Raw genomic sequence first — 18656 nt, 5'->3', positions numbered from 1 at the left:
AACTTATTATGAAGTTTGAAGCACTTTGCCAATCAGGTCTAGGTAGTAGCTTTATGGTTCAAATGAACATTCAAAATCTACTTAAAGAGGAAAATGTTAAAGAAGATATTACAGTTGACCACTCTGATATCGGTAGCGCAACTGGTGATCAAGCTGATTACTTTTTCCTAGACCCAACTTTGGAAACATCAGCTGGAAGTCTTCCAAAGGAAAAGGTTGTTATTCTAAAGAGTTTGGTAGATCCTAACGAATTAAAGGAAAAGGTTAATGCCATTCTCGACAAGGAAGGTATTTCACACGACTAAGATATCTAAGTAGAGATTACAATCGATCTCTTTTTGCAATTATTATTTAATCAATCTTCTACTTATATATCTCACGGAGGAGTTTAAGAATATGGATGGAATATTAAATCTATTTGAAAGTATTGCAACAACTCCAGCTTTGCTGGTTGGATTGATTGCGATGATTGGTTTACTGTTGCAAAAGAAGAGTGCAACAGAAACCATTCAAGGAACTATTAAAACGTTTGCCGGTTTCTTAATTTTAACTGGTGGTTCAACTATTTTAAGTAATGCCTTAACTCCATTTGCTAAAATGTTCAAGTTTGCATTAGGTGTTCAAGGTGTTGTACCAAGTAACGAAGCCGTAGTTGCCATTGCTTTGGTTAAGTATGGTTCTGTAACGGCTTTGATTATGTTAGTTGGAATGATTGTTAATGTATTGTTAGCACGTTTCACGAAGTTTAAGTACATCTTCTTAACTGGTCAAGCAATGCTTTACGTTTCCTGTTTAACTGCTGTTATCCTAATTAGCGCTGGCTTGGGTAACAATTGGAAGACGATTTTACTTGGTGGTTTGTTTGAAGGTACATTATTGACAGTTACTCCTGCTTTCTGTCAACCATTTATGCGTGAAATTACGCATGCCGATAACTTGGCTATGGGACATACTGGTAACATTGGCTATGCCATTTCTGGTTGGGTTGGTCAATGGCTTGGTGACAAGAAGCACAGTACCGAAGACATTGAATTCCCTAAGACTTTAGGTTTCTTACGTGACTCGACTGTTTCAATTACTATTGTTATGGCCATTGTCTACATCATTTTGGCTATTATTGCTGGTCCTCATTTTGTTGAAACTAAATTAAGTAAAGGTACTAACTACATTATCTTTGCTCTTGTACAAGCTGGTACATTTGCTGCTGGATTCGCAGTTGTTTTGCAAGGTGTTCGGATGATCTTAGCTGAAATTGTTCCAGCCTTCCAAGGAATTGCCAAGAAGGTTGTTCCAAACTCAAAGCCAGCTTTGGATGTTCCAATCATCTTCCCATTTGCACCAAATGCTGTTTTACTTGGATTCTTCGTTAGTTTCATTGTAGGTACTTTAAGTATGTTTGCTATGGTTGCAATGCACACCGTTGTTGTTATTCCAGGGGTTGTTGGTCATTTCTTCTGTGGTGGTGCTGCTGCTATTTATGGTAACTCAAAGGGTGGTCGTCGTGGTGCGATCATCGGTGCGATTGTCAACTCACTAATGATTAGTTGGTTACCACTTTACATTTTGCCAGTTCTTGGTAACTTGAAGATGGCCGCATCAACTTTTGCAGACACAGACTACTTAGTTCCAGGAATTTTACTTGGTAATTTAGGACACTTTGGTGCGATTGCAGTAACTTGTGGAATTATCGCATTCACTGTCATCGTCATTATTGTTAGTGCCTTAATGCCAAAACGTGATGCAAATTAGTCATTTAAGTAAACAATAATTAATATGTACGTGAATAACTACTGGTTCCGAATCGAATATTAGGTCCTCAGTAGTTATTCTTATATGTAGGAGGATTTAAGATGGATAAAAAAGAAATGCAAGCTGTAGATGCTTTACGTTTTTTAAGTACCGATATGATCCAAAAAGCAAATAGTGGTCATCCTGGAGTGGCTATTGATGCCGCTCCAATGGCATATGGATTATGGGAAAAAGTGATGAACTTTAATCCCGAAGATGCTGAATGGTTAAACCGTGACCGCTTTGTGCTTTCGGCAGGGCATGGTTCATCATTACTGTACAGCTTGCTGTACTTTAATAATTTTGGTTTGACGATTGACGATTTAAAGGAATTTCGTCAACTTGGTTCTAAGACTCCTGGCCACCCAGAAGTTGGGCACACAGCAGGTGTGGATGCAACAACTGGTCCACTTTCTCAAGGATTAGCAATGTCCGTTGGGATGGCTATGGCTGAAAAGCACCTGGGTGCTATGTATAACAAACCAGGTTTTCCAGTAATTGATCACTACACTTATACCATTATTGGTGATGGTGACCTAATGGAAGGGTTGAGTGAGGAAGCAATTAACCTAGCTGGTGACAAGGGATTATCTAAATTAATCGTTTTATATGATTCAAATGATGTTTCATTGGATGGCCCACTCGATTTGAGTACTAATGAAGACGAAAAAAAGCGTGTCGAAGCTGCTGGTTGGGATTATTTTAAGGTTGCAGATGGTAATACAGATGTTGATGCAATTATTGATGTAATTCGTCAAGCACAAAAGACAGAGAAGCCATCATTAATTGAAATTAAGACGACAATTGGTTATGGCTCTCCAGAAGCAGGTACCAATGCTGTGCACGGTTCTGCTTTAGGTGAAGAAAACGTTGCTAAAATGCGTGAATTCTTTAACTGGAACTTATCACCATTTGATTTCACAGATGAAATTCACAAATTCTTTGAGGATGCAGTTGCTGACAAAAAGCCAGCATATCAAAAGTGGTCTCAAATGTTTAAAGAATACGCGGATAAGTATCCAGCCGAAGCTAAACAACTTACCACTAAGACTTTAGATGTTGATAATTTAACGACTAAGTACCAACCAGGAGACAATATCGCAAATCGTGTTGCCAGTCAGGATATCTTACAAGAATTAGCTAAGGATAATCCAGAATTTTGGGGTGGTGCAGCTGATCTTGCTTCATCTAATAAGACTTACTTAGCTGATGATGGTAACTTTACTAAGGATAATCCTGCTGGACGGAATGTCTTCTTTGGTGTTCGTGAATTTGGGATGGGTGCAGCTGTTAATGGTATGAATCTTCACGGTGGTAACCGCGCCTTTGGTTCAACATTCTTTGTATTTACTGACTACTTACGTGCCTCAGTTCGACTTGCTGCTATTATGAATCTTCCATCAATTTTTATTGGTTCGCATGACTCAATTGCAGTTGGTGAGGATGGACCTACACATGAACCAATTGAACAACTTACAAGTTTTCGAGCAATGCCAAACTTGAATGTAATTCGTCCGGCAGATGCAAATGAAACATTATCTGCATGGAAATTAATCGGCAAAACGACTGATCGTCCAACAATGCTAGTTACATCTCGCCAAAAATTGCCAGTATTGAAGGAAACGGTTGGTGCACCGGTAGAAAAAGGTGCTTATGTGGTTTCTGATTCTGAGAAGTCAACTCCAGATGGTATCATTATTGCGGCTGGTTCTGAAGTATCCTTGGCTATCGAAGCTAAAAAAATCCTAGCCAAGGACGGTCAAGATGTTCGAGTTGTTTCAATGCCATCCATGAATCTATTTAATGAACAAACAGCAAGTTATCAAGAAAGTATTCTTCCAAGTACAGTTACTAAGCGACTAGCTGTGGAAATGGGAGCTAGCATGAGTTGGTACCAATATGTTGGTTTACATGGTAAGGTAATGGGAATTGATACGTTTGGGAAGAGTGGAAAAGGGCCAGAAGTTATTAAAGACTTTGGTTTCACTCCTCAAGGTGTTGTTGACCAATTTAACACTCTCTAAAATATAATGAGTTTCGTGATTATATCACGGGACTTTTTTTAATTTAAAGCACAAATACAGCAAACTCATGTTATTTTAAGCTGAAAATAGTATCGTCATATTTCTGTTTAATTTTTTCTGTGATGTGTAAATAAACGTCACGAGTGGTTGACGAGTCAGCATGGCCTAATCGGTTTTGAATTATATATAATGGTACTTCTAATTCAGCTAATTTTGAAACGTGAGTGTGCCTAAAGATATGGGTGGTTAATGGCTTGTTAATATGTAAATCACGTTTAGCGTTGCGCAGACGTTGGTTTAAGAACTCTTGCCGTTGCAATGTTAATCGGTGTTGCCATTCATTATCATGTTCACGACTGGGTTATTGGCTGATTAATCTTTATGTTATTTGTAGCGATTACTGAAGATTAACAAAAAAGCCGTCACAATGGACGACTTCCCTAAATATCAATCAAAAATAATTATAACAAAGGGGAGTGCTGTTGTGAGGCTTTTACCAGAAATTGATAAGTAAGCTACCATCGACCAAGTTCGTGACTTCTTTTATGACGATGATAAGTACGAACGAATTTGTCGAAGAGCTGGAGACTGGGGACTGCACTCCCCAAGTATGGATATAACTGGGGTGCCGGGCGGCGGTGCTGGTAATTCATCAGAACTAAAATTTCTAACTTACGTTGACTATAACAATGCTAAGTGAGCCGTTGATTTCGCTGTAAAATGTTGTTCTCATGACGCACGGTTAATCCTTGAAAATCGTTATATTTTTATCAAATGGTGGGACTACTCAACTGCGGACGGGATAAGTATTATTCATTAGATGATGATGCGTGCTGGGAGTTCACTGATACAGTTGAAACCGGCTGCGAAATTTACCATGTTAATTCAGCAATTATTCCAGATTTTCATGTGAGAATTGAAAAATCGGACGATTTACCGACAAAGTAGGACGAAAAACCGACACTGAGCCGACACTCGAAGCAGTATATTGGTATTGTTGAAAAGATTAAAGATTTGACCTGAGCAAGTCGTTAAAAGGTTCAAGACCAGTAACCACGGATTGGTTGAAGTCGTAACAAAATACTCCAAATAAATGCTAAATTTCTTTCCTGACTTAATTTATGGTTATGCTTATAAATTGGTGTTTCTGCTGGTCTAGCGCCGCCTGAACCAAAAGCCCGTTGCCTAGCTTTCACAGGTTTAGCAGCAACAATTATTAGCAGTCGTGGAACACTGCTAATTATGCAGACATAGCTTAGTTGGTAGAGCGTCTGATTATTAATCAGAGGGTCACAGGTTCGAGCCCTGTTGTCTGCGTTTTCGTGTGTTTACTCATATCCGCACGGAAAGTGCTAACGTTTCTTGGTGGGAGCATAGACAAGCCAGTTTCGTCTACGCATGAAAATGTTTACGTGATAAGCATTTACCGACGTATCATCCGCAAATGCGGTATGGTTTTAAGCCTCATACCGATAAAGGTAATCATGGATCAGGCGGTTCAAATTATTCATTGACTAGCAAAAAGCATTCGCTGAGAGTTTCAAAAGGAGAGCGTTATCCCATTGACGTCATCAAGTTTAGCAATGGTAATAATAAGAATAATCACCAAACACAAAAACCAATAATGAAACAGCATGGTTACTATGCCAAATTAGTTGCCTTACAAGAGAAATAGACAGGCCCGGAGATTTTGGACCCTTGGGTTGCCTATTTTTTTGCTTTTTGAGTTGAAAATTAAGTAAACGCGTCCTTATTCAGAATGCTTTTTGTTATACTGGAAGGTAGTTATTCAATTTGCCGGAGTGCTTGGTTAGCAAGATGGTGAGCACCATGATTCTCTTTTTCTGGAATCCACTGAGTAATCACGGTTGAAAAGTGTTGCATTAAGGATTCTAAAGAATTAAGTTGGTCTGCATAATGTTTACTGTAGTGTTTGCCAATGGCATCACTCATTAGGCGACTATCAGTATAAAAGAGCACGACTTCATTTGGAGAATAGTGTTCGATTAGGTACTGAAAACCAAATTGTGCTGCCAGAAATTCACCAGTGTGATTACTGGCATTTTTGACGTGATCAGTTAATTGAATTTGCTGCCCATCAACCAGAATCACGGCTCCCAGTCCAGTCGGGCCGGGGTTATCTTTGGTAGCAGCATCTGTAAATAATTTAATCATTTTTAAAACCTCATACTTTGAAGGAGAACAAAATGGAAGAACAAAAACGGTATTTTTACCAACCTGATTTAACAACAGCGATCATTGATTGGAGTTGGACGCTCATTATTCTAATCATTGGGATCATTATTGCATTTGAGATTACCCATTTTCAATGGATTACGGCAACTTTTATTGCGGCATTCTTAGTCGTAGCTGCTTTGCAGATTTTCCGTCGGACGGTAGTAATCTCACCAAGCAAGATGGTTTTTAACCGCTTATTAGTAAAGGAATACTTGGTGATTCCAACGAAGGAGATTCGACAACCATTATTTACGAAGCACACAATGACAATTACAGTCCAAGGCGAGGTAATGACTTTTTCATTTACTGAACGCTCGTTGCGATCCATCCAACATCTGTTGCGTGCCAATGGGGTGATTAAAGACGATGAAAAATAATAAACTTAACTGGCTGCCATACTGTGGGGTGGTTGTCTTTTTAATTGGTGCTGATCAATTATTAAAATGGTGGGTAGCAAATAACATTTTACATAACCAAACCCGCCCATTAATTCCAGGACTCGTGGAATTAACCAACTTGCGGAATGATGGTGCGTCATGGTCATTATTAGAAGGCAAGCAATGGTTTTTTGCCATTGTCAGCATTATTGCCATTGCTGTTTTGATTTATCTAATGCACCGGTTTAAGGACCAATGGCTCGTTGAATTGAGCTTTAGTTTGATTTTTGCCGGAACAATTGGTAATTTCATCGATCGACTCCGCTTTGGATATGTCATTGATATGTTTGAATTAATGCCAATTAATTTTCCCGTATTTAATATTGCGGACGCTTGTTTGACCGTTGGTGTCGTGATTTTAATTATCATTGTGTTGTTAGAGAAGGATGAAGGGAATCGTAATGCCGAATCAACCAACCCAACTAAAGATTAGTGCTCAAGAGACTGGACGGATTGATAAACAACTAGCCACGCTCTTATCTGATGTGTCTCGTTCACAAATAAAAAAATGGATTGAGGATGGTAACGTGACGGTAAATAAGCAGTCTGTAAAACCAAAATACCATCTTCAAGCAGGCGATATTGTTCAAGTGATTCCTGAACAACCGCAAAAAATTGATTTGGAACCCGAGAATATTCCCTTAGAAATTGTTTATGAAGACGATGATGTCTTGGTCGTTAATAAACCACAGGGAATGGTGGTTCACCCATCTGCGGGTCATCCTAACCATACCTTGGTGAATGCACTATTGTATCACTGTCCTCTATCGCATATTAATGGTGAATATCGCCCAGGAATCGTACACCGGATTGATAAGGACACTTCAGGATTATTAATGGTCGCTAAAAATGATCGGGCCCACCGTTCATTAGCGGCGCAATTAAAGGCGAAAACTAATCAACGTGAATATGTAGCACTGGTTCATGGCGTGATCAAAGAAGACCAGGGCACCATCGATGCCCCGCTCGGCCGATCACCCAAGGATCGTAAGAAACAAGCAGTCGTGGCCGACGGTCGACCAGCGGTAACCCATTTTCGGGTACTTAAAAGATACCTACACTACACATTAGTTGCCTGCAAATTAGAAACCGGTCGAACTCATCAGATTCGGGTTCACATGAAATATATTGGTCATCCGCTGGCTGGTGATCCGTTGTATGGACCACGGAAAACATTGAAGGGAAATGGCCAGTATTTACATGCTCGTTTGTTGGGCTTTAAGCATCCGGTTACAGGTAAGGAAATGGTGTTTGAAGCACCTTTACCGACTTGGTTTGCGCAAATGTTAAAGCACTTGGATCAAACAGATTTGCCACGAACAAATTAAAATGTGGTGTAGAATGAAAAAGGTACTAATTGACAGAAGGTGAAATTTCAATGACAGCCCGTTATTTAATTTTGGAAGATGGATCGGTTTATGCCGGTGATGGCTTTGGTTCACCAGCGGTCACTTTTGGTGAAGTGATTTTTAATACCAGTATGGCTGGTTACCAAGAGATTATTACGAACCCCATCTATGACAACCAAATTATTGTTTTCACCCAACCGAATGTTGGCAATGTGCCAATTAACCGGAATATTTACGAATCAATCGTTCCAGCAGCTAAAGGCGTGATTGTGCGCGATTTGGCGGCATTTGATGACCAGCACCGCCAGAGTCTCAGTCACTATCTCCAGCAAATGAATATTCCTGGAATTACGAACGTTGATACACGGGCACTCGTTCATAAATTGCGTTCCGCCACTGAACCCATCCGGGGGAGTATTGTTCCGGTTCCTGATGACCATGCATTTGATCAACTTCACGCGACAGTCTTAACTAATCAGCAGGTGGCCCAAGTAGCGACGCCAAAACCATATCCTAACCCTGACGTCGGCAAGACGGTTGTGGTAATTGACTTTGGACTCAAAAATGGGGTTTTACGGGAACTTTCTCGTCGAAAATGTAACGTTACCGTTTTACCATACACTTCGACTGCTGACGAAATTCTGCGGCTGGATCCAGATGGAGTCGTTTTTTCTAGTGGTCCAGGTGATCCGCATAGTTTAAAAAAATCAGTCTTGAAAATGATTCAAGAAGTTCAGCAGCACGTGCCAGTGTTCGGGATTGGCTTAGGACATGAATTATTTGCCATGGCTAACGGTGCAGCTGTCAAACGGCGCCCGGTAGAACATCATGGAATGAACCACCCGATTAAGGAAATTATTACTGATCAGATTGATTATGCTAGTCAAAGTGCCGGTTTTGAAGTGGATCGGGAAAGTGTTGATCGGCAAAAGCTTTTTATTACTTACGTTGACTTGCTTGATAATAGTGTTCAAGGGCTTCGTCACCGACAATATCCGGCGTTTTCTGTTCAATTCTTCCCGGATGGTGCGCCAGGTCCTGATGAAACCGATCCATTATTTGATGAGTTCATGGACCTCATGAATCAGCGAGGAGATGAAGATTTTGGCTGAAAGTAAACCAACAGCTTTGATTATTGGTGCTGGGAGTGACAACTTACAGCAGGGTGGCGAACTAGACTATGCAACTCTAGAAGTTGGGAAGACCTTGCAAAAAGCCGGTTTTGAAACCGTTCTAGTGGATGATAATCCATTTTCGACGTCACTCGATACAACGAGTGCAATTACGCAACGCTATATTTTGCCACTGACTGCCCAGAGCATTATTGATGTGATTAATCAACGTCATCCGCAGCTGATTGTGCCAACGCTTGGCGGTCGTCGCGCTTTTGAAATTCTTCAAACGGTTGGTGAATCAGGAATTTTAACTGAGAACGATATTCGGATTGCAGGGGTACCTGAAGCGACAGTTCGCCAGGTTAATAATCCAATGTTATTAAACCAGACGTTGCGGCGTTTACAGGCACCAACGAAAAAGATTGCCACGGTGGATAACTATCAGGCAGCATTAGAAATGGCACGGGCAGTTGGTTTTCCAGTGGTGGTCCGTGCTGTCTTTCCCAAATCACTCCGGATGCGGCGAATTGTGCAGGATAGTGAAGAGTTACGAACTGCCGTTAGTCGGGGAATTCAAATGTCGCGTAGCGGTCAGGTAATGGTTCAACAAAGCTTAGCGGGATTAAAAGAAATTGAAGTCATGGTCATGCGCGATTCCTCAGGTAATATGATGTGCCTCGGGATTGCTGAAGACATTGATCCAATTGGGATCCATGCTGGTGATTCAATCACTGTTCTACCAGCGCAAACGTTATTGGATCGTAACATTCAAGATATGCGGAATACGGCATTTGCGATTACTCGAAAACTGCGGATCGTTGGCATTAATCATGTGCAGTTTGCTTTTGATCCCCACCAAAATCGCTACTATGTAATCAAAAATAGTCCATACTTTGATCGCATTAGCACGTTTACTGAAATTGCGACGGGTTATCCTGTGAGTCGGGTCGTTGGCCATTTATATGCCGGGGAACTACTGAGGAATATTCGCCTGGATCACGGTTTAACGAAGCATACGGCGGTCACAGAACCAGTGATGGATCGGACAGCGGTCCGGATGCCAGTTTTTCCTTTTAGCCAACTAACCGTTAACAATCAGAAATTGGGTACCCAGAAAAAATCAGTCGGTAGTACAATCGGGATTGGCCGCAGTTTAATTGAAGCATTACTTAAAGCGAACGCGGATTATCAATTTGGATGGCATAATGGCCAGGCCAAATTGATGCACGGAATTAGTGACGATCAATTGGACCAGCTGCTTATCCATCCCCATGGGGACCGGCTTTATTCGTTAATTGAAGCGATTCGTCGGGGATATTCAGAAAAAGAATTAGCAGAGTTAACCAAGATTGACCGCTATTATTTAGCGCAATTTAATCGCCTGTTAAAAATTCAGACGGAAATTCGGCAGTTGAAAGAAAGCCCGGCGGTACTGAAAGAGGCTAAGTATTGGGGATTTGATGATGGAAAAATTGCGGAATTATGGGAGACCAATGATGAGCAAATTTTCAGTTTACGCGAACAGCATCAGATTAACCGAACATTTAAAGAAGTTGATCCATCGGCGGGGGAATTTGATCAGCATTCACGAACTTTCTATTCTACGTTTGAAATTGAAAATGAAAGCCGACCAGGAGATAGTCAACCAATTTTAGTCGTTGGTAGTGGTCCCCGCCGACTTGGTAATGGAAATGCTAATGATTATGTAATTAGTCGGGTGATGAACGAATTACGTAACCATGGTTACCGAATCGTGCTGGTTAACGATAATCCTAGTTCACCGACCATGGCCAGTTTGTTTTCAGATAAACGGTATGTTGAACCATTAACGAACGAAACGGTTATGGATATTGTGCGGGTGGAAAATCCGGCCAAGGTGATGGTGGCTTCCAATCAAGGTGAGCTATTAGAACGTTTACGAAAGCATTTACCGGAATCCATGCCGCTACTCACTATTCCAACGGCAGATCAGTTGGAGGATGTGGTCAGCAATGAACCACTTTTGGAGTATAATGCCTTGTTTGACGGTCAATACGTTTATCCATTGGGAATGACGGCTGCGTTGCAAGCAGATGACCAGCTTAACTATCGGACCGTTGCTAAGCGTTATCCAACCACCTTAGCGCCAGCTGATGTCAAAAAGGTCATGGCACTCGGTGAGCAATCGGTCCGTGAGCTAACCAGTCCTGGACTTTATCAGGTTTTGTTGAAAACCGATCCGCTTGGCAATTACCAGGTCCAAATGGTGCGCTCTTTGCCGGCTCCGGACATTGCATTCCTATCAAAGGTTTTGCAATTAGATTTATCCGCAGTGCTTGCTCGTTTGGCGATTAATAAGTTTAGCGGTAAATTATTGCAACGCTCAATGGAAAAGCAGCCGTCACAACAACGGACAGCCGTCTATCGGGCATTATTCCCGTTCAAGGCATTGCAAATCAAGGAACCGCCAACGGCGCTCAAAGTGATGGGTGCAGAAATGCAGTTTATAGAATAAAAAGGATTGGGAATATTCCCAATCCTTTATTTTTGTAATAATTTAGGAGTCACGCTCAGTGTTTTCTGCCCCCGAAAAATAACGAAACCAGGCTTAGCACCATTTGGCTTATGCAGTTGTTTGACCCGTAGGTAGTCCACTGGAACGTGATCCGAATTACGTCCCTTGGAGAAATAGGCGGCCAGCTCTGCGGCCTCTTGAATCGTTTCGTTTGTTGGTGCTGTACTCCGGACGATTACGTGAGAGCCCGGTATATCCTTAACGTGGAACCAAAATTCATTCTTATTAGCGGTCTTAAAACTTAAGCGATCATTTTGCAAATTATTTTTACCAACCAAAATGGTTGTCCCGTCACTAGCATGAAATTCTTCTGGCTTGCTGGTACGAACTTTACGCTTCTTCTTACCTTTATTCCGTTGTTTAATGTAGCCCTGTTCTTGGAGTTCGACCTTAATATCTTGAACATCGGCGGGGGAGGCAATTTCAATTTGGCTCAATATATTTTCAAAGTAGTCGATTTCCTTTTGTGTCAGTGCTAATTGCTCATTCACGTACGCAACGGAGTCCTTCAGTTTATCGTACTTGGTAAAGTATTTTTGGGCGTTCTTAGATGGGGAAAGCTCCGGTGCTAGCTTAATATGTAACGGCTGGTTATTATCGTAGAAGTTCGGCAGATCAATGTCAGTCATCCCGGCCTTAACTTTGCCCATAAAGGTGGTCAAAATTTCACCCCGGACCCGGTAATAGTCTGCATCCGCAGCTTCAGAGAGTTGGTGATGCAGCTTTTTTACCTTGCGACGATCTTTTTTGAGTTCGTTCTTAACAACTTTTAAAACTTGTCCAGCGAGTTCCTTTGTCCGGTCGCTTTCCGCTTTTTGGGCGTAAAAGGTATCAAGCATGGCACTTAAAGTCGGAAATGTTTGCAGTGAACCTTGATGATCAACTGGCGGAAAGGCCATGAATGACTTCTTACCATGGTCATTGGTAAGAATGGTTGGTGTTGGGTGGTTGAAGTGATTAATAAACTGTTCATAAGCAGTTGGCAGGTTATCAGCGGTCAACAGCTCACTGGCTAATTCGTGAGCCGTTGCTGGTGCCAATCCTTGGTAGGTTTGCTGAAGGGCATGTGCCAGACCATCAAGATCTTTTTGATATTGACGAACGAGATCAGAATACTTTTGGTTAGGCAGGTAGGGATTGGTTCGTTCTTGTTTTGGTGGCATCACAAATGGTGCTCCCGGCAATAGGATTCGGACCCGGTTTTGGTCTGAACCAACATGTTTAATTGTCTCAATAATTTTGCAATTGGGTTCACTGACTAACGAAACATTACTATGGCGGGCCATAATTTCAATATAAATAACCAATTTTTGGTTATCACCGAGTTCATCGCGGTTGGTAAAGTTAATTTTCACAATTCGGTCGTTTTCAACCTGTTCGATTGATTCGATAATGGCCCCTTCAAGGTATTTGCGCATTGTCATCGCAAAATTACTTGGCACTGCCGGATTTTGATAAGGAATGGTGGTTAGTTGGACTCGGGGGTAGGATGGGTTCGCAGAAACCAGTAATGAGTAATTATGGCGGTGTGCCCGTACAACCATCACCATTTCGGCTGGATACGGCTGATTAACGCGCATCACTCGACCAGTTTGTAATGTATCATTGAGTTCTTTAACCATTGCATGGGTAAAAAAACCATCAAAAGCCATTGGGTAGATCCTCCTTTTTAGACATTTACGTGCTATTATACCTTTTTTGACGAATCCAGTAAAACACTGTAAGCTAATTAATGATTGTCATATCAAGCAAGATATGGTATTTTTTTAGTATTATTGAGTTCAAAAATAAAGCAATTATTTACATTAAAATCATTTTGAAAATCATATTTGGAGGAAATAACAATGAAAATTGCGGTTGTTACCGACAGTACAGCATACTTAACCGCAAAGGAAGTTGCGGATTATCATATCCATGTCGTCCCGATCCCGTTTACGATTGACGGTAAAGATTATCAAGAGGGCGTTGACATCACGACAGAAGATTTTTATCGTGAATTAAAAACCTCAAAAACCTTTCCAAGTACCTCGCAGCCACCAATTGGTGAAATGATGGCATTGTACCAAAAGTTGGCAGACGAAGGCTATGATGCGGTTATTAGTATTCACTTGGCGAAGAGTATTTCTGGCTTTTTAAATAACATCCAATTGCTCGCGGAGCAGATGAAAGACACCATCAAGATTGTGCCATTTGATTCGCAAATCACGGTTAAGTTGATGGGGCAAATTGCGATTGAAGCCGCAAAACTTGTCGACCAGGGTGATGATGTAGATACCATCGTCGATAAATTAACCAAGTTACGAGCAACCATTCATGACGATTTTGTAGTTGACGATTTACAAAATCTGGTACGGGGTGGTCGTTTATCTAACGCGTCAGCTTTTGTTGGTTCCATTTTGCGCATTAAGCCATTATTGTCATTTGATAATCCCAACCATGCAATTGAGGCGTTTGAAAAGGTGCGCTCAATGAAGAAAGCAAAGCTTCGGGTTGAACAGATTTTTGATGAATCCCTAGCGAAGACTGATTATCCGGTTCGGGCATACGTTTTCCACGCCGCAGCTGAAGAGGCAGGGCAAAAGTGGCTTGCTGATTTGCAAGAGAAACATCCTGACATTGATTTTGAATTGTCATATTTTGGTCCAGTCATTGGTGTCCACCTTGGTCAAGGAGCTCTTGCGCTAGGGTGGATGCAGGATACCAGAAAGAAGCCATTATAATGAAAAAATGGGGGTTATGGTCCGGACTAACTGTTTTCGCAGTACTCCTATGTTTTGTGCAATGGCATTATCCATTGCCAACGGGAGCCGTGACGGTTCAAATTGCCGGTATCATGGTGATTATTATTGCCTTAGGGATGAACCTGTTGCAAAGTTATAGTACCTTGGTGGTAGTGGCGGTTACCATGCTGTTATTAAATATTCATAATTGGGCAATCGTGGTGCCAATCTTACTTAGTTTATTGGTCGTTTCAATGATTCTGCGTTGGCAAACGCCGTTGACGGTTCATATGAGTCATACGGAGGCCATCAATTTTGGCCTGATTGCGGGGCTGTGCCAGTTCGTTGGGATGTTAGCAGTCGTATTTGTGCAGGCCTTATTGATTACAAGTAAATGGGACGATTTTACAATGATATTGGGAATGGGGTTACCAGCGGCCTTACTCAATGGGTTGCTCGATTGTTTATTAATTCCACCATTAACGTTGTGGCTACGTCACTATACAGAAGTAGTTGAAAAAAATAATCAGGAGTAAATTTTACTCCTGATTATTTTTTTAGCGGATTGATGCCCATTCATCTTTAAATTCATCGAGGAAGTCAAGCATAACTTGCTGACGATGGGCGGCGATTTGTTGGGCGGCCTTGGTATTTAACATTGGTTTAATTTTTAATAACTTTTCGTAAAAATGATTAATAATGGTTTCGTGACGGAGGTCGCGGTAATCATCACGCGTCATGTTTTCCCGTGGTGCCATTTCTGGATCATAAATCCGTTCACCATGCTTGCCACCGAAATAGATGGCCCGGACAATCCCAATTCCGCCAATGGCATCGAGCCAGTCGGCGTCTTGAACCACCTGGCCTTCGGGTGATAACGTCGGTCGTTCACCATCTAAAGTATCAGCAAACGACATTTGAGTAATAATTGCCATGACTGCGTGAATTTGATTTTGGGTAAAATCAATTTTGCGCAAAAATTCCCGCAGTTCATCTTGGGCTTCTTTGACACTCATGACTAGTTTTTCATCAATCGTGTCATGTAAGTAAGCGGCTGCAGTAGCGATAAATTCATCGACTTGTTCATCCTTAGCCAGCCGTTTGGTCATTTTAACCACTCGGCGAATGTGATCAAGACCGTGGCCGGTATGATCCATACCGAGTTTTTGAATCGTATAGTGTTTCACAGCATCGAGCTGCTCTGCTGGTTCCATTATCTTTACTTTCCTCTCTAATTCCAGTTAGCATTAAGGGTAAATCATCTGTTTCCGATTGGCAAGTCCTTCGGTATAATAATCTTGATGAGGAGGATACTATGAACCTACTATTTTCGATTGATGATCGTTTTTATCAACAACTGCTAACCGTTTTATACTCCATTTACCTCAATTCTTCAGCAAATGATATTGATGTGTACGTCATTGTGACGAAGGATTTTACTCATTCGGCTGAATTGTCCGCCGGTTGTCAAAAATTAGGGATGCATTATCACCAGGTGGAGATTCCCGAAAGTGCATTTAAAAATGCGCCGGTTACGGATCGTTATCCCACGACAATTTACTATCGGCTATTAGCGCATCTCTATTTGCCGAAGCAATTACACCGGATTTTGTACCTGGATGCAGATTTATTATGCATTAATGATTTGCGACCGCTTTATGAAATTGATCTCCAGAATTACATGTATGCTTCTGCCATTCATACCAATCTGACGAATGCGACGGATGTGATTAATAAAATTCGTCTACAAAATTTTGATGCGGATGGCTACTATAATTCGGGAGTGCTCTTAATGAATTTAGATGAAATTCGCCGACGAGTTGATCCCAATGCCATTTTTGACTATATTCGCGACCATATTCTCCTGTTACCAGATCAGGATGTTTTAAACGCGCTTTATGGCCGCTACATTCTTTCCGTTCCGGATGAATTGTATAACTTTGATGCTCGTAATCTCCGGGTATATGAAACAATTACGCTTGGTAAATGTACCCTAGACTGGGTGATTAAAAACACGGTGATTCTGCACTATTGTGGACGACAAAAACCATGGTTAGCAACTACTAACCATGGCCGTTTTACATCTCTATATAAAAATTATTTCCAAATGACGAGTCGATTAATGCAGGATTAGCTGGTAATCATCAAGAAAACTATCCGCAAAGTGATCAGTTCGTCGCAGGTATTTTTTACCAATTTCATCGATTAACCCGTGAAATTCTTGGGCATCCGCTAGGGAAAATGCGACCGTTAGTTGACAACGTCGTGCTAAGGACTGATAATCTTTTAATCCTTTGATGCCCAAGTGGGTAAAGAGGGATCGGGCGTATTTATCACTAATAAAGGTGGGCTGGTCAAAGACATAGGTCAGTAGAACATCGGCAGTTTCATTGCCAATCCCATGGAGCGTTAGGAGCTTTTTGCGCAAATCTTTGCCAAACCGCTGGACCACTAATTCAGGTTGATAATTAAACTGGTGATACCAAGCAAAGAAATTATGAATTGCCTTGCCCTTATTTTTAAAGAACCCTGCTGGGCGAATCAGATTTTCTAGTTTTGCTGACGGTAAATCAAGTAAAGCATTGCCATCAAAAGCGGTCTGGATGCGTAAATTAGCGGTGGCTCGCTCGGCATTTTCCGCATTGGTATTTTGAATTAGGATCGCTTCACAAATAATTTCATTTTTGGAATCAGCTGGCCACCAACCGGTCGGTCCCATTTGTTGCAGCATCATCTGATAAAGTTCGTACAAGGTGATTTTCATTTTATTTACCCCATAGGAATTGGATTAACACTTTATCTACTGCTGGGTTGCTGTGAAGTTTACTATGACGGGCTAATTTACCGTGGAAAGTTTTAACTTCATATGACTTGGCCCGCTGTGCAACTAAATACTTTAAACTTAGAGATGACACGTTTGTGACCGTGCCATCGGTTTTGCCACCAATATTACCGATAATGTTTAGTACCCGAATTTGATTTGTCGGATAGATTGAACGAAGTTTGGTCATTTGCCGATATGTGGCATTCATGTGGTTAGGCTTACCGTTGCGATCCAGCTTTAAATTTTGTGGTTGACGAATCTCAGCTGGAAGTTGTGCGAAATCTAATCCATCGAAATGGCCAGCCATATCCACCTGTTTGCGGAGTTTAGGCATTGATTTATTCTGCGCATTTTGGAGCAGATAATAAATGATGGAAATATTCCCGAGTGAGTGACCCACCATATTGATGTTTTTAATCCCATATTGTTTTTGCAGTGCTTTGACCACATTGGTGGCCCAAACACCGTGCTTATTAAAGTCTAACTGGCGATTATCTTCATAATTAACTTCCACGATTGGGTTAATGGAATTTTTATGCATGGTGCCGTGTAATGTCACGTGACCATCTTTGGCAACGTTAGCACGGAGCACTGTCTTAGTAACGCCAGCCTTTTTGGCGGCGTTAACCATATGTTCTTCAGCATGATAACTGCTGCCACCGCCATGGAAAAACAGGGTTGGGGTGGTGGACTGAACAAATTTGCTAGATTTTTTGTGTTGGTACCACGCGCCACCAACAATCCCTAAAATGATAATGATGATAATCGTTGCAATACTATAGCGTGCTGATTTAGACAATTTAAACCCTCCTTTAATAATCTCATGAATATTATATAACCGCTTGGTTACTTTTTGTTAGAAATTTGAGATTTGCCCAAAACTTGTGTACAATGGTTTCTTGTGAATTAAATTATTAGGAAAGAGGGTTGCATTATGCACATTGAAAAAGCACAAATGACAGATTACGAACGCGTTGTTGAAATCCTAAAGGACGGGCGCAATCAGTTGGCCGAAAAGGGGATTGATCAATGGCAGGGTGACTACCCTAATCCACAACACGTCAAAGAAGACGTTGAAAATGGTTTTGCGTACTTAGTTCATTCCGACGATGATGAAACTGTGGGAACGTTTACGATCCTGCCTGCTCCTGACCATGCATATGATGAATTAGATGGCCAGTGGTTAAAAGACACTGATGCATACTTAACCATTCACCGGGTGGCGATTCATTCTGATCATGCTGGTCAAGGGTATGCTTCCAAACTGTTTGTTGCTGTGATTGACCATATTAAGAATGAGCGGCCTGATATTGAATCCATTCGGATTGATACTCACGAAGATAATAAGGCAATGCAACATCTAATTACGAAACATGGTTTCACGCGGGTGGGCACTCTTCATGGAGTCTACCGTCCTGATGAAACGAGCTATGTTTACGAAATGCTTACTAAATAATCAAAGGGATCGTGTCATAAGTAATTCTACTAAATGGAAATACGAATGGCGCGGTACGCAAATGGGCTCCAGTGCTCGGTCAAACCGAACTCTGGAGCCCTATTTGCGCTCGCGGGGGCGTGAAAACGAAGCCCTAAATGGCTTCTGTCAC

At 41.4% G+C, this 18656-nt stretch carries 18 protein-coding genes and 1 tRNA gene; 13 read left to right on the top strand and 6 right to left on the bottom strand.

All coding sequences use genetic code 11. From position 1 onward, the window contains the following. The first annotated feature begins 8 nt into the window (after positions 1–8). From HMPREF0501_RS01880 to tkt, 3 genes are all read left to right on the top strand, one after another. Positions 9–305, top strand: coding sequence for a PTS sugar transporter subunit IIB (locus tag HMPREF0501_RS01880; RefSeq protein WP_006916118.1), 297 nt, complete (start codon positions 9–11; stop codon positions 303–305). Positions 306–396: 91 nt separating this feature from the next. Then, on the top strand, positions 397–1749 hold the full coding sequence (locus HMPREF0501_RS01875; RefSeq protein WP_006916117.1) for a PTS ascorbate transporter subunit IIC: 1353 nt from the start codon (positions 397–399) through the stop codon (positions 1747–1749). Positions 1750–1850: 101 nt separating this feature from the next. Continuing rightward, positions 1851–3812: a transketolase gene (gene tkt, locus HMPREF0501_RS01870; RefSeq protein ID WP_006916116.1), complete on the top strand. Its 1962-nt coding sequence runs from the start codon at positions 1851–1853 to the stop codon at positions 3810–3812. 70 nt (positions 3813–3882) lie between these two features. Here the strand turns inward: tkt and HMPREF0501_RS08680 are convergent, their stop codons facing one another. Beyond that, on the bottom strand, positions 3883–4131 hold the full coding sequence (locus HMPREF0501_RS08680; RefSeq protein ID WP_006916115.1) for a tyrosine-type recombinase/integrase: 249 nt from the start codon (positions 4129–4131) through the stop codon (positions 3883–3885). A 925-nt stretch (positions 4132–5056) separates the two neighbouring features. Here HMPREF0501_RS08680 and HMPREF0501_RS01865 point away from each other — a divergent pair. Then, positions 5057–5129: transfer RNA gene (locus HMPREF0501_RS01865), tRNA-Asn, on the top strand. 468 nt (positions 5130–5597) lie between these two features. Here HMPREF0501_RS01865 and HMPREF0501_RS01855 read toward each other — a convergent pair. After that, positions 5598–5987, bottom strand: a complete 390-nt coding sequence (locus HMPREF0501_RS01855; RefSeq protein WP_006916112.1) for a ribonuclease HI family protein — start codon at positions 5985–5987, stop codon at positions 5598–5600. A gap of 32 nt (positions 5988–6019) precedes the next feature. Between HMPREF0501_RS01855 and HMPREF0501_RS01850 the strand changes: the two genes are divergently transcribed. From HMPREF0501_RS01850 to HMPREF0501_RS01830, 5 genes are read left to right on the top strand one after another with little or no spacing between them, the layout of a single operon-like run. Continuing rightward, the gene (locus HMPREF0501_RS01850) at positions 6020–6427 is read left to right on the top strand and encodes an EbsA family protein (RefSeq protein WP_006916111.1); all 408 of its coding nucleotides are present in this window, start codon (positions 6020–6022) and stop codon (positions 6425–6427) included. Continuing rightward, positions 6417–6920 (top strand): signal peptidase II, encoded by a 504-nt coding sequence (gene lspA / locus HMPREF0501_RS01845; protein ID WP_006916110.1) that lies wholly within the window; start codon positions 6417–6419, stop codon positions 6918–6920. Before HMPREF0501_RS01850 ends, lspA begins: the two co-directional genes overlap by 11 nt. Beyond that, positions 6889–7815, top strand: a complete 927-nt coding sequence (locus HMPREF0501_RS01840; protein WP_006916109.1) for an RluA family pseudouridine synthase — start codon at positions 6889–6891, stop codon at positions 7813–7815. Before lspA ends, HMPREF0501_RS01840 begins: the two co-directional genes overlap by 32 nt. Before the next feature lie 50 nt (positions 7816–7865). Beyond that, positions 7866–8948 (top strand): carbamoyl phosphate synthase small subunit, encoded by a 1083-nt coding sequence (locus HMPREF0501_RS01835; protein ID WP_006916108.1) that lies wholly within the window; start codon positions 7866–7868, stop codon positions 8946–8948. After that, positions 8941–11445, top strand: coding sequence for an ATP-grasp domain-containing protein (locus HMPREF0501_RS01830; RefSeq protein ID WP_006916107.1), 2505 nt, complete (start codon positions 8941–8943; stop codon positions 11443–11445). The genes HMPREF0501_RS01835 and HMPREF0501_RS01830 overlap by 8 nt, the downstream gene beginning before the upstream one ends. Positions 11446–11471: 26 nt before the next feature. Here HMPREF0501_RS01830 and HMPREF0501_RS01825 read toward each other — a convergent pair whose 3' ends face one another. After that, positions 11472–13157 carry an NFACT RNA binding domain-containing protein gene (locus tag HMPREF0501_RS01825; RefSeq protein ID WP_006916106.1) on the bottom strand — a complete coding sequence of 562 codons (1686 nt, stop codon included), beginning with the start codon at positions 13155–13157 and terminating at the stop codon, positions 11472–11474. A 192-nt stretch (positions 13158–13349) separates the two neighbouring features. Between HMPREF0501_RS01825 and HMPREF0501_RS01820 the strand changes: the two genes are divergently transcribed. Further along, positions 13350–14225, top strand: a complete 876-nt coding sequence (locus HMPREF0501_RS01820; RefSeq protein WP_006916105.1) for a DegV family protein — start codon at positions 13350–13352, stop codon at positions 14223–14225. After that, the gene (locus HMPREF0501_RS01815; RefSeq protein WP_040455609.1) at positions 14225–14761 is read left to right on the top strand and encodes a hypothetical protein; all 537 of its coding nucleotides are present in this window, start codon (positions 14225–14227) and stop codon (positions 14759–14761) included. Before HMPREF0501_RS01820 ends, HMPREF0501_RS01815 begins: the two co-directional genes overlap by 1 nt. Positions 14762–14782: 21 nt before the next feature. Here HMPREF0501_RS01815 and HMPREF0501_RS01810 read toward each other — a convergent pair whose 3' ends face one another. Then, complete coding sequence (locus HMPREF0501_RS01810; RefSeq protein ID WP_006916103.1) at positions 14783–15439, bottom strand: HD domain-containing protein; 657 nt, start codon at positions 15437–15439, stop codon at positions 14783–14785. Between the two features lie 101 nt (positions 15440–15540). Between HMPREF0501_RS01810 and HMPREF0501_RS01805 the strand changes: the two genes are divergently transcribed. Continuing rightward, complete coding sequence (locus HMPREF0501_RS01805; protein ID WP_006916102.1) at positions 15541–16359, top strand: glycosyltransferase family 8 protein; 819 nt, start codon at positions 15541–15543, stop codon at positions 16357–16359. On the opposite strand, the gene HMPREF0501_RS01800 is transcribed toward HMPREF0501_RS01805, so the two are convergent. Then, the gene (locus tag HMPREF0501_RS01800; RefSeq protein WP_040455606.1) at positions 16345–16989 is read right to left on the bottom strand and encodes an endonuclease III domain-containing protein; all 645 of its coding nucleotides are present in this window, start codon (positions 16987–16989) and stop codon (positions 16345–16347) included. The two genes, HMPREF0501_RS01805 and HMPREF0501_RS01800, sit on opposite strands and share 15 nt — an antisense overlap. A 1-nt stretch (position 16990) precedes the next feature. Beyond that, entirely contained in the window at positions 16991–17848 is an 858-nt protein-coding gene (locus HMPREF0501_RS01795; protein WP_006916099.1) for an alpha/beta hydrolase, read from the bottom strand. Between the two features lie 135 nt (positions 17849–17983). Between HMPREF0501_RS01795 and HMPREF0501_RS01790 the strand changes: the two genes are divergently transcribed. Beyond that, on the top strand, positions 17984–18505 hold the full coding sequence (locus HMPREF0501_RS01790) for a GNAT family N-acetyltransferase (protein ID WP_006916097.1): 522 nt from the start codon (positions 17984–17986) through the stop codon (positions 18503–18505). Positions 18506–18656 lie beyond the last annotated feature (151 nt).

Origin of the sequence: Limosilactobacillus coleohominis 101-4-CHN (assembly GCF_000161935.1) — a bacterium.
Taxonomy (GTDB): domain Bacteria; phylum Bacillota; class Bacilli; order Lactobacillales; family Lactobacillaceae; genus Limosilactobacillus; species Limosilactobacillus coleohominis_A.
Note: the sequence above shows the minus strand (reverse complement) of the source record. Positions and strands in the feature narration are given on the sequence as shown.